Annotated in this window: 9 protein-coding genes and 1 pseudogene (1 of these 10 running past the window's edge); 3 read left to right on the top strand and 7 right to left on the bottom strand. The window is 59.8% G+C overall.

The genetic code is table 11. The annotated features are described in order from the left end of the window. On the top strand, positions 1-257 hold the final stretch of the coding sequence (locus tag ACK9YZ_RS18705) for a M23 family metallopeptidase (protein ID WP_416064791.1). It extends 1687 nt beyond the left edge of the window; only the last 257 of its 1944 coding nucleotides appear in the window; the start codon falls outside the window, past its left edge; its stop codon occupies positions 255-257. 68 nt (positions 258-325) lie between these two features. Here ACK9YZ_RS18705 and clpB read toward each other — a convergent pair whose 3' ends face one another. The 7 genes and pseudogenes from clpB to ACK9YZ_RS18740 form a co-directional block, all read right to left on the bottom strand. Then, entirely contained in the window at positions 326-2929 is a 2604-nt protein-coding gene (gene clpB, locus ACK9YZ_RS18710) for an ATP-dependent chaperone ClpB (protein WP_416064792.1), read from the bottom strand. A gap of 200 nt (positions 2930-3129) precedes the next feature. Then, a pseudogene (locus ACK9YZ_RS18715) lies at positions 3130-3302 on the bottom strand (DUF1214 domain-containing protein); the annotation flags it as partial. 83 nt (positions 3303-3385) lie between these two features. Further along, on the bottom strand, positions 3386-4075 hold the full coding sequence (locus ACK9YZ_RS18720; protein ID WP_416064793.1) for a DUF4167 domain-containing protein: 690 nt from the start codon (positions 4073-4075) through the stop codon (positions 3386-3388). Between the two features lie 346 nt (positions 4076-4421). Then, positions 4422-5291: a peptide chain release factor N(5)-glutamine methyltransferase gene (gene prmC, locus ACK9YZ_RS18725; RefSeq protein ID WP_416064794.1), complete on the bottom strand. Its 870-nt coding sequence runs from the start codon at positions 5289-5291 to the stop codon at positions 4422-4424. Next, entirely contained in the window at positions 5288-6367 is a 1080-nt protein-coding gene (gene prfA, locus ACK9YZ_RS18730) for a peptide chain release factor 1 (RefSeq protein WP_416064795.1), read from the bottom strand. The genes prmC and prfA overlap by 4 nt, the downstream gene beginning before the upstream one ends. A 28-nt stretch (positions 6368-6395) precedes the next feature. After that, positions 6396-8663, bottom strand: a complete 2268-nt coding sequence (gene ptsP / locus ACK9YZ_RS18735; protein ID WP_216756064.1) for a phosphoenolpyruvate--protein phosphotransferase — start codon at positions 8661-8663, stop codon at positions 6396-6398. Positions 8664-8753: 90 nt separating this feature from the next. After that, positions 8754-10028, bottom strand: a complete 1275-nt coding sequence (locus ACK9YZ_RS18740) for an aspartate kinase (protein ID WP_416064796.1) — start codon at positions 10026-10028, stop codon at positions 8754-8756. A gap of 412 nt (positions 10029-10440) precedes the next feature. Here ACK9YZ_RS18740 and ACK9YZ_RS18745 point away from each other — a divergent pair, with 412 nt between their 5' ends. Both ACK9YZ_RS18745 and ubiG read left to right on the top strand, forming a co-directional pair. Then, entirely contained in the window at positions 10441-10929 is a 489-nt protein-coding gene (locus ACK9YZ_RS18745; protein ID WP_216756066.1) for a BA14K family protein, read from the top strand. A 164-nt stretch (positions 10930-11093) separates the two neighbouring features. Continuing rightward, on the top strand, positions 11094-11840 hold the full coding sequence (gene ubiG, locus ACK9YZ_RS18750) for a bifunctional 2-polyprenyl-6-hydroxyphenol methylase/3-demethylubiquinol 3-O-methyltransferase UbiG (RefSeq protein WP_216756067.1): 747 nt from the start codon (positions 11094-11096) through the stop codon (positions 11838-11840). Position 11841 lies beyond the last annotated feature (1 nt).

The following is an 11841-nucleotide window of genomic DNA, read 5'->3' on the forward strand; positions in this document are numbered from 1 at the left end:
CCAAGGGCATCGTGCCAGGCGCCAAGGTGCGACAGGGCCAGGTCATCGGCTGGGTAGGAACGACAGGCGAATCCACAGGCCCGCACCTTCACTACGAACTGATCGTCAACGGCACCAAGGTCGACCCGCTGCGTATCCGGCTGCCCGGTGGCAAGTCGCTGCAGGGTGATGCGCTCGCCAAGTTCGAGGACGAGCGCAAGCGCATCGATACGCTGCTGAACAACCAGCCGGCCTCAGACCAGGTCGCAAGCAAATAATTCTCGCTTACTGCGGAACAAAAACGGCGGCCCGAGAGCCGCCATTTTCAATTCTCGTCCGTGCAGCCTTACGCTGCTTCACTGACCGGCTGTTTCGTCCGGAACAGCAACCGGTCCGAACCACTGGCGATCTTCACCAGTGATCCATCCGGCACCTGACCCGACAGGATCTGCTCGGCAAGCGGATCCTGGACGAATTTCTGGATCACCCGCTTCAGCGGACGGGCACCATAGACCGGATCATAGCCCTTGTTGGCCAGCCAGTTACGGGCATCCTCGTCGAGATCGAGCGTGATCTTGCGTTCGGACAGCAGCGACAACAGCCGCTTCAGCTGGATATCGACGATCGCACCCATTTCCTCACGCTTCAGGCGGTGGAAGAGGATGATCTCATCGATACGGTTCAGGAATTCCGGCCGGAAATGACCGCGAACGACATCCATCACCTGTTCGCGAACCGTCTCGCTGTCCTCGCCCTCGCGCAATTGCGTGAGGTATTCGGCACCAAGGTTCGACGTCATGATGATCATCGTGTTGCGGAAGTCGACCGTCCTGCCCTGGCCGTCGGTCAGGCGACCGTCATCCAGCACCTGCAACAGGATGTTGAAGACATCGGGATGCGCCTTCTCGATCTCGTCGAACAGCACGACCTGATAGGGTCGGCGGCGAACAGCCTCCGTCAGCGCACCACCTTCATCGTAACCGACATAGCCGGGAGGGGCACCGATCATCCGGGCCACGGAGTGCTTCTCCATGTACTCCGACATGTCCATGCGCACCATCGCCGTCTCGTCATCGAAGAGGAAGCGGGCGAGCGCCTTGGTGAGCTCCGTCTTGCCGACACCGGTCGGGCCGAGGAAGATGAACGAGCCGATCGGCCTGTTCGGATCCTGAAGACCGGCACGCGCGCGGCGCACGGCGCGGGAGACGGCCTGAACCGCATCGCCCTGGCCGATCACTGATTTCGCCAGCTCGTCTTCCATCCGGAGCAGCTTTTCGCGCTCTCCTTCCAGCATCTTGTCAACGGGAATGCCGGTCCAGCGGGAGACGACATGAGCGATATTGTCGGGTGTCACGACCTCCTGCACCATCGCATTGCGGCTGTTGTCTTCCTTGCTTTCGGCGTCGGCCAGCTGCTTTTCGAGACCCGGTATCACGCCATAGGCGAGTTCGCCGGCGCGCTGGAATTCACCCTTGCGCTGGGCAATCGCCAGTTCGTTGCGGGCGTCGTCGAGCTGCTTCTTGAGGTCAGCGGCAAGGCCGAGCTTCTGCTTTTCCGCCTGCCAGCGGGCCGTCAGCGCATCAGCCTCTTCCTCGAAAGAAGCGAGCTCACCTTCCAACCGCTTCAGCCGGTCGGCCGATGCCACGTCGGTTTCCTTCTTCAGTGCCTCGCGTTCGATCTTCAGCTGGATAATGCGGCGGTCGAGCTCGTCGAGCTCTTCAGGCTTCGAGTCCACCTGCATGCGCAGGCGGGCAGCGGCCTCATCCATCAGGTCGATTGCCTTATCCGGCAGGAAGCGGTCGGTGATGTAACGGTTCGAAAGCGTTGCAGCGGCAACCAGCGCGGCATCGGCGATGCGCACCTTGTGATGCTGCTCGTACTTTTCCTTCAGACCGCGCAGGATCGAAATCGTATCCTCGACCGTCGGTTCCTCGACCATGACCGGCTGGAAACGGCGGGCAAGGGCTGGATCCTTTTCGACATGTTTGCGATACTCGTCGAGCGTGGTCGCGCCGACGCAGTGCAGCTCGCCACGGGCAAGGGCAGGCTTCAGCAAGTTGGAGGCGTCCATCGCTCCATCCGCCTTGCCGGCACCGACCAGCGTATGCATTTCATCGATGAACAGGATGATCTCGCCATTTTCGGACTGAACTTCGTTCAGCACGGCCTTCAGGCGCTCTTCGAATTCGCCACGGAACTTCGCGCCGGCAATCAAGGCACCCATGTCGAGCGCCATCAGCTTCTTGTCCTTCAGGCTTTCCGGCACGTCGCCATTGACGATGCGCAGCGCCAGACCTTCGACGATCGCCGTCTTGCCCACACCCGGCTCACCGATCAGAACGGGATTGTTCTTGGTGCGGCGGGAGAGAACCTGGATCGTCCGGCGGATTTCGTCGTCGCGACCGATGACCGGATCGAGCTTGCCTTCGCGGGCGTCACTCGTCAGGTCGCGCGCATATTTCTTCAGGCTGTCGAAGCCCTGCTCGGCACTTGCCGTATCGGCCGTGCGACCCTTGCGGATGTCGTTGATGACCTGATTGAGCGCCTGCGCGGTCACACCGGCAGTCTTCAACGACTGATAGGTCGAGGCAGAAGTTTCGATCGCCAGCGCCTGCAACAGACGCTCGACCGTCACGAAACTATCGCCAGCCTTCTTTGCAGCCTCTTCGGCAGTGGAGAACACCTTGGCGAGCGGCTGGGCGAGATAGATGTTGCCGTTACCGCCGGAAATCTTCGGCAGCTTGGCAAGAGCGGCATCATTGGCAAGCCGCGCGGCTTTGGCGTCACCGCCGGCGCGCTCGATCAGCGACGCAGCCATGCCCTGATCGTCGTCGAGCAGGACCTTGAGAACATGTTCTGCGGTGAACTGCTGGTGCCCCTGCGCCAGCGCATAGGTCTGGGCAGTCTGAACGAAACCGCGCACCCGCTCGGAGTATTTTTCGATATTCATACGTTACCTCCATGAATCGCCCTGCCCTTCATAAGGCACAGACCGATGATTGAGATTGAGCTCCCTCAATAGGCAAGCCCTGTTTGTCGCCATTGAGATTTGCAGCAAACCAAACTGTGCAGGATATGGTGGAGAATCCCAGGAGTTTAAAGGGGTGAGACACACGAAAACTGTCGCCCGCGGCTCATCCTTCGCAGCCGCTATTTGCCCATCAACGCAAGGTCCGGCAGCACCCACTTCTTGTCGAAAAATCTTTGGTCGGGCCATAGGCGCGAAACATCAGCTCGAATTTCTGCTTGGGGTCCGTCGGCACCCGATTGGCCTCCTTGCCTCTGGGTGTTCTCGGTCCGAAATAGAGGTCGATGGAGCCGTCTCGCAGTCGGCCGACGGGACTTCACAAGCGAAAAAGGCCACCTTGTGAGGGCGGCCTTTCAAATTACGCATTCGAAGACGTACTTATTCGGAAGCGGCTTCTGCCAAAACCGGCGCTTCAGCGGAAGCACCGTCCTCACCGGCTGCCTCACCCTCAGCACCGCGACGCGGACGGCGCGGGCGACTGCCGGCGTTGCGGCGGCGGGGCTGACGCTCGCGCTGTGGCGCAGCTGAGCCTTCCTCTTCCATCACAACTTCAGCCGGAATGCCTTCGATTTCCGGCTGCGGGCCGGTTCCGTCAATTGCTTCCGCCTGCTGCACGGGCGCTGCCGGAGCGGCCTGCTGCTGTTCGCGCTGCTGCTGGCGAGGCGGCTGAACGATGACGACGTCGTCATTATCTGTCGTATCCAGTTCGTCACCATCGCGGTCGGCATTGTCACGATCATTGTAATCGCTGCGGTCATCGCGCTGGAAGCGTTCCTGCATCTGAGCCTGTGCGGCCGCAATGATGCGGTTGTAGTGTTCGGCGTGCTGCAGATAATTCTCAGCTATGACGCGGTCACCGGAGCTCTGTGCGTCACGGGCGAGCTGCGCATATTTTTCAGCTATGTGCTGAGCAGTACCGCGGATTTTTACATCGGGGCCGGAACTGTCGTAGGTCCGGGTCAGCGGGTTTCCACCCTTGCGGTTGAAATTGTTGTTATTGTTGTTTCCACCGCCGCCATTGTTATTGCCACGCCCTCGACCGCGCTTGTTCTGCTGTCCTGGCCTCATCGATCGTTCACCTGAATTCTTCTGTTTGTGATTGGATACATGGCACCAATCGCCAAGACCGGTTCATCCGGATCAGGGCCTTCGTGCCGCAAGCATAGTGCGCCTTCGCGCCGACCTGCCGCTTGTCTTCAAGTCAGTTTGACTGATTCACGCATTGGGTCGTGTTCAACCTTTGAAACTCTCGTCTAAAAGAGCAGACCCCCGAGGCTGAGCAAGTACCGAACGAATCTCGTTCATTCCTATGCGCCCAACGCGTAAGGGCAACCTATATTGCTTCCTCAGGAAATCCAAGCCTTTTCTTCGCAATAGCAATAATGTCCAGTTCGATGCTGCAATTTGTCGCCGGTCATGCCGGCGAGAACACGAGCACTCTGTCATTCTGACCATAATCTCTCACGGATTTGAGGCACTTGAAGCCTTGCGCTTCAAAGATCGCCGTCACATCGTTTCGCTGATCGTAGCCGATTTCCAGTCCGACGACTCCATTTGGCTGTACGAACCTCGCCGCATCCTTGGCTATGGCTTTGTAAGCGTCAAGCCCATCCGAGCCACCGTCCAGAGCTGCAGCCGGATCAAATTTCGTCACTTCGGGAGCGAGATCGTGAATGATACTGGAAGCAATATAGGGCGGATTTGAGACAATCGCATGAAACGTCCCGTGGATGTTCTCGAACCAGCTCGATCGAATGGTCGTGAATCGATCCTGCAATCCGTTTCTTTCTGCGTTTGATCTTGCCGTCTCAAGTGCATCGGTCGAAATGTCGCTGCCGATGCCTGATGCTTCCGGACATTCACTGAGGAGCGCAAGGCAAATCGCTCCGGTCCCGGTTCCTACATCGAGGATATGGAGATTGCTCTCCGTCTTTGCAAGATCGCGCAGATAAGGAATGATCGTATCGACGAGAATTTCCGTATCTGGCCGCGGCTCGAGCGTGCCGGCGGAAAGCCAAAGCGGCAGGCCGTAGAACTCCCGCTCTCCAAGAATGCGGTGCACCGGTTCGTGCTTCAATCGCCTTTCGATGGCCCGACAGATACTGCCTGCCTGCTCTTCTGACACCGGCTCATGGCCGGCTGTCAGCATCTCGGTCGGCGAAAGCTTCAGTAGTCCCGAAATCAGCAGCCGCGCATCGGTCTGCGGATCGTCGATGCCCGCTTCCGTGAAGCGGCGCCGGGCCTCGGCAAAGATCTCTGAAACCGTCCGCCCGGATACGATCATTGCTGTTCGCCAAGCTGCGCGAGCTGGCTCGCCTGATAGTCGGCAAGCAGTGCATCCACCACTTCGTCGATCTCGCCGACCATCATTCGGTCGAGCTTATAGAGTGTCAGGTTGATGCGGTGGTCGGTCACGCGCCCCTGTGGAAAGTTATAGGTGCGGATGCGCTCGGAGCGGTCGCCCGAGCCGACCTGGCTCTTGCGGTCGGCAGAACGTTCGCTATCGGCCCTCTGCCGCTCGGCATCGTAAAGTCGCGAACGCAGCACCTGCATGGCCTTGGCGCGGTTCTGGTGCTGCGACTTTTCCGAGCTGGTCACGACGATACCCGTCGGCAGGTGAGTGATGCGCACCGCCGAGTCCGTCGTATTGACGTGCTGGCCGCCCGCACCCGAGGAGCGCATCGTATCGATGCGGATATCCTCTGGCCGTATTTCGATATCGATCTCCTCGGCTTCCGGCAAAACGGCAACGGTCGCCGCCGAGGTATGGATACGTCCGCCCGCTTCCGTCTCCGGCACACGCTGCACGCGGTGCACGCCGGATTCGAACTTCAACTTGGCGAAGACGCCCTTGCCGGTGATCGTCGCGATGATTTCCTTGTAGCCTCCAGCTTCCCCATCACTCGCCGACAACACTTCGACCTTCCAGCCATGTGCGGCCGCGTAACGCTCATACATGCGGAAGAGATCGCCGGCGAAAAGGGCCGCCTCATTGCCGCCGGTGCCGGCGCGAATTTCCAGGATCGCACTTTTCTCGTCGGCCGCATCCTTCGGCAGCAGCAGGACCTGGATTTCATTTTCCAGCGCCTCGATCCGTTCTTTCACGTCAGGCAGTTCGAGTTCGGCAAGGTCGCGCATTTCGCGATCGACGGACTTGTCCTCGAACAGGATCTCCAGATCGGCAAGCTCGTCCACAGCCTTTTGATAGGCGCGAATCTTGGTCACCACCGGCTGCAGTTCGGAATATTCGGATGCGAGCTTTACATAGACATCGGCCGAGGGGCCGGCCGACATGCGGGCTTCGATCTCGCCGAAGCGGCGCTCAAGCTCGCGCATCTTTTCAATGGGAAGCTTCGCCACCCCTTGCTCCAGTTCTTCTAATATATGTCTAAAGGGGAATATTGTGGCTCTCGGCGAAGCGGGCAAGCACTTCGCGCATCGGCGTCGTTGCATGCCGGTCGTCCAGCGCCTCATTGACCGCCGCCGCCAGCGCCCCGACATCAAGCCCAAGAAGCATCGCCTTGACCGGTCCGATCGAGGCCGGCGACATAGAGATGGAGCGGAAACCGACGCCGAGCAACGCCATAGCCGAGAGCGGCTTGCCGGCCAGCTCACCGCATAGCGTCACCGGCGTCTTGTTGCGGTCCGCACCGCGCACGATGTCACGCAGGATGCGCAGGAACGGCCGCTCCAGCGGATCGAAGCGCTCGGAAACCCGCGCATTGCCGCGGTCGACCGCCATCGCGAACTGGAAGAGGTCGTTGGATCCGACAGAGACGAAGTCGACCGCATCCATCAGCTCGTCGAGCTGCCAGAGCAGGGCCGGCACTTCCAGCATCGCGCCGAATTGCAGCTTGCGCGGAAGGCCGTGGCCGAAGCGCGACAAATGCTGCACTTCCTTTTGCAGCAGTTCACGCACTTGCCGGAGTTCGGAAACCTCAGTCACCATCGGTACCATCAGCTTCAGCTCAGCGCCGGCAGCGGCCTTCAGCAAAGCGCGCAACTGCGTGCGCAAGAGGCCCGGCCGGTCGAGCGAAAGGCGGATCGCCCGCCAGCCGAGCGCCGGGTTTTCCTCCTCGTGACCGCGGAAATAAGGCACCACCTTGTCGCCGCCGATATCGAGCGTACGGAAAGTTACGACACGACCGCCGGCCTGCTTCAGCACATTGCGGTAGAACATTTCCTGCTCTTCCGCCTTCGGCATGGTGGAAGCGATCATGAACTGCAGCTCGGTGCGGAAAAGCCCGATGCCCTCGGCTCCCGATTCTGCCAGCTGCGGCAGGTCGACCAGCAGACCTGCATTCATCTGAAGCTGTATGCGTTGCCCGTCCCGGGTGACCGGTTCGACGGACCGCAAAGCCCGGAACTGCTCCTGCCGCCTTGCACGGAAGCGAACCTTTTCTTCGTAGGAGCGCTGATGCTCCGGCATCGGCCGGATATGCACATGGCCCTCGTCGCCATCGATGATGACGGCATCGCCGTTTTCCGCCAGCGCCACGACACCCGCTGCCTGGCCGATGACCGGAATGCCCATAGCGCGCGCGACGATCACCACATGGCTCGTCACCGCCCCCTCTTCCAGCACCAGACCGCGAACATTGGCACGCGGGTAGTCGAGGAGCTCTGCCGCACCCATGGCGCGCGCCAGGATGATTGCATCGTTCGGGAAGCCCTCGGCGGTCGTGCGGCCGGTATAGCCGGTCAGCACGCGCAGCAGCCGGTTCGCCAGATCCTCGAAATCATGCATCCGCTCGCGCAGATAAGGGTCCGTCAGGCGCATCATGCGCGCCTTGGTGTCACTCTGGACCTTCTCGACCGCCGCTTCCGCCGTCAGGCCGTTGCGGATCGCCTCTTCCAGCTTGCGCACCCAGCCCTGATCGTGGGCGAACATGCGGTAGGTTTCCAGCACCTCGCGATGTTCACCTTCCATGGAAACGTCACGTCGCGACAGCATGTCGTCGATGGAGATCCTGAGCGAACCCATGGCTTCCGCCAGCCGCCGGATTTCCTTCTCCGCATCCTCGTTCAGCAGATTGGTAACGACGATACGCGGCTCGTGCAGCACGACGTAGCCGAGGCCGATCCCGTCATTATAGGTATCGCCGTCGACCGTGACTGAACGGGTGAGGTCGAGTTCGAGGCCCGGCTTGGCGATCTTCTTGAGTTCGCCGGTGGCGATCATCTCGGCGAGAACCATCGCCGTCGTCTCGAGCGCTTCCAGCTCCTCCTCGCGATAATTGCGGCTCGCCTTGTTCTGCACGACGAGAACGCCGAGCGAGCGGCCCGTGCGCAGGATCGGCACGCCGAGGAAGGAATGATAGATCTCTTCGCCCGTTTCCGGCAGGTAACGGAAGGCTGGGTGCGACTGCGCATCGGAAAGATTGAGCGGCTGGGCCGATGCGGCGATCGTTCCGACGAGGCCCTGTCCCATCTTCAGCTGCGAGAGGTGGACGGCTTCCTTATTGAGACCTTCGGTAGCATAAAGCTCAAGAACGCCGTCGGCGCGCAGCACGTAAACGGAGCAGACCTCCGCCACCATGTTGCTGGCGATCTGGCGCACGATCCGGTCGAGTCGCTCCTGCGGCTCCAGCGGCTCCGCCATCAATTCGCGCAGCCGCTTGAGCAGCACGCGCGGACCGCCGGAAAGGTCTCTCATTGCGTCTCAAGCTCCCCGAAATAAACGCTTAATGCGGCCAGAAGGACCAGCCGCATCTTCAACCTGAAGGGGCAGACCGCCCGCTGGGAATCAATTCTTATCCAGACCGTAGCAGGAATGCAAAGTTCTGACAGCGAGTTCTGCATAAGGACCATCAATCAAGATTGAAATCTTGATCTCTGAGGTTGTAATTGCCTTGATGTTGATGCCTTTTTCGGCAAGTGCCCGGAAGGCAGTCGCTGCAACGCCCGCATGACTGCGCATGCCGATGCCGATGACGGAAACCTTCACCAGCCCCGATTCGCTCTGCGCGACATCATAGCCGATCTTCTCCTTATTATCGGAAAGAACCTTGATGGCTTTCTCGACATCACCAGAGGGAACGGTAAAGGTCATATCCGTCTTCGAACCATCCTCAGAGATGTTCTGGACGATCATGTCGACGTTGATATGGCTTTCAGCGAGCGGACCGAAGATCGCGGCGGAAACGCCCGGCCGGTCAGCAAGACGGCGAAGCGAGATCTGAGCCTCATCCTTGGCGTAGGCGATGCCGGTGACTACTTCCTGTTCCACGATTTCATCCTCGTCACAAATCAGCGTTCCGGGTGGGTTCAAGAGGTCGCCCATGCCCGGAGCATCGGGATCCTCGAAAGACGAACGCACGAAGGTGCGTACCTTGTGCACCATGGCAAGCTCGACGGAGCGCACCTGAAGAACCTTTGCGCCGAGCGACGCCATTTCCAGCATTTCTTCGAAAGCGATCTTCTTGAGGCGCCGTGCCTTGGGTTCGATACGCGGATCAGTCGTATAAACGCCGTCGACATCGGTATAGATATCGCAGCGATCAGCCTTCACAGCAGCCGCAATCGCCACGGCAGACGTATCAGACCCGCCGCGTCCGAGCGTCGAGATGCGGTTGTCAGGGCCGAGACCCTGGAAGCCGGCAACGACGGCGACCTGTCCCTCGCCCATACGCTTGATGATATCGACGCCATCGATTTCCATGATGCGGGCTGCGCCATGTGCATTGTCGGTGCGGATCGGGATCTGCCAGCCCTGCCATGAGCGGGCATTGATGCCCATGCTCTGCAGCGCGATCGCCAAAAGACCTGATGTAACCTGCTCGCCGGAGGCGACAATGGCATCATATTCGCGCGCATCGTAGAAAGGAGAGTTCGCGCCGATCACCTTCGGCGTGTTCTGAACCCAGCCAACCAGCTCGTTGGTCTTGCCGGACATAGCGGAAACGACGACCGCCACTTCATGGCCGGCATCGACTTCGCGTTTTACGTGGCGGGCAACGTTCTTGATGCGGCCCAGATCAGCGACGGAGGTCCCGCCGAATTTCATAACGATGCGTGCCATAAGCCTCTACCACGACCCGAGCGTGATTGCCGGAAAACGGGATTTGCTTCCCCGGCACGCCACGCGCCATTCACAAACCGCCGGGAGTCGCATTGCCGCCCTCCCGGGCATCAGAAAACCCCGGCTGTCAAATGGCCGAAGAGCCCGGAAATACTGGTTTCTGGAACGCCTCTAAAGCCCCGCCAACCAAGGACGAAAGTTGGCGCGTCTCTTAGCGAGTTTGACGGAGGGTGGCAAGGGTGGGGAAAGGGTGAAGTGGAGGCGGCAGGATTTCGTCAGAAGTGATCCCTGCGAGCTGCGGTTAAGCACCCGTTCTCCGTATCCGTCAAACCGGAACATGAAGGCGACTGAACTTAGTGGTCTCAAATGCGTTTAAATCGCATTGGATGCGTCAAGGAAGCTGGTGAACAGAATGAGAAGATTAGCGATAATTGCACTGTCGATAGCGACCGCATTCTCCGGAATGCCCGCCTGGGCAGGGCCAGCCTATACGGCAAACTCGATTCACACGGCAGTGCAGCGGCAGACCACAGGCGGCCAAGCCACCCCCCTTCTTCAGATTGGCTGCAACAACTTCACGAACTGCCCTCGTTATAACCAAGGTTGGGGCAGCAATTACCGCTATTCGAACCGTTATCGCTATGACCGCAGGTGGGACAGGGACCGCCGCTATTATGGCGACCGCCACTACCGCGACCGCTATTATCGCCGCCATGACAATACTGGCGCCATTATCGGTGGCCTGGCCGCCGGCGCGATCATCGGTGGCATCATAGCCTCGCAGCCGCGCGTGAGTGCAGGCAGTTCGCACGCCGAATACTGCTACAGCCGTTATCGCTCGTACCGCGCATATGATAACACATACCAGCCCACGTACGGCCCGCGCCGTCAGTGCCGCTAAATCGGCATCACCTAGGATCCGAAACCCCGCGAAGACGCGGGGTTTTTTACTGCCTTCAGACTTGCTCTTTTTATGGTCCTGCCAAGCCTCCGGTGCGACCTGAGCGCCCTTGACTTATCGCCTCGATCGTCCGACTTCACTGACAGGACATCAAGGAGCGGCAGATGAACGAACCGGCAAAGACTACCATCGACCAGAGCGAAGTCGATCGCTTTTCCGCCATGGCGGCCGAGTGGTGGAGCCCAACGGGCAAGTTTAAGCCGCTGCACAAATTCAATCCTGTTCGCCTGACCTATATCCGCGACAAGGCAGCGGAGAATTTTTCACGCAATCCGAAGACTGCCAAGCCACTTGAAGGCCTGCGTGTGCTCGATATCGGCTGCGGCGGCGGCCTCTTGTCGGAGCCGGTCGCCCGGATGGGCGCTGAAGTCGTCGGCGCCGATCCCTCGGAAAAGAACATCGGCATCGCCTCCACCCACGCCAAGGCATCGGGTGTTGCCGTCGACTATCGCGCCGTCACCGCCGAGCAGCTTGCCGAGGCAGGCGAGACCTTCGATATCGTGCTCAACATGGAAGTGGTGGAGCATGTGGCCGATGTCGAGCTTTTCATGAATACCTGCGCCAGCATGGTCCGACCAGGCGGCCTGATGTTCGTCGCCACGATCAACCGCACGATGAAGGCGGCCGCACTTGCCATTTTCGCTGCCGAAAACGTCCTGCGCTGGCTGCCGCGCGGCACGCATCAATATGAGAAGCTGGTACGCCCGGAAGAACTGGAAAAGCCGCTTGCGGCAAGCGGTCTCGAGATTGTCGACCGCACGGGCGTCTTCTTCAATCCGCTGGCAAACCAGTGGAACCTGTCAAACGATATGGATGTGAATTACATGCTGCTGGCAAAACGTCCAGCCTGAT

This window comes from Rhizobium sp. ZK1 (assembly GCF_047782645.1).
Taxonomy (GTDB): Bacteria; Pseudomonadota; Alphaproteobacteria; order Rhizobiales; family Rhizobiaceae; genus Rhizobium.

Bases quoted from the DNA above. Each gene is read 5' to 3' on its own strand.
- clpB (WP_416064792.1), bottom strand. From the start codon at position 2,929: ATGAATATCGAAAAATACTCCGAGCGGGTGCGCGGTTTCGTTCAGACT.
- ACK9YZ_RS18720 (WP_416064793.1), bottom strand. From the start codon at position 4,075: ATGAGGCCAGGACAGCAGAACAAGCGCGGTCGAGGGCGTGGCAATAAC.
- prmC (WP_416064794.1), bottom strand. From the start codon at position 5,291: ATGATCGTATCCGGGCGGACGGTTTCAGAGATCTTTGCCGAGGCCCGG.
- ptsP (WP_216756064.1), bottom strand. From the start codon at position 8,663: ATGAGAGACCTTTCCGGCGGTCCGCGCGTGCTGCTCAAGCGGCTGCGC.
- ACK9YZ_RS18740 (WP_416064796.1), bottom strand. From the start codon at position 10,028: ATGGCACGCATCGTTATGAAATTCGGCGGGACCTCCGTCGCTGATCTG.
- ACK9YZ_RS18745 (WP_216756066.1), top strand. From the start codon at position 10,441: ATGAGAAGATTAGCGATAATTGCACTGTCGATAGCGACCGCATTCTCC.
- ubiG (WP_216756067.1), top strand. From the start codon at position 11,094: ATGAACGAACCGGCAAAGACTACCATCGACCAGAGCGAAGTCGATCGC.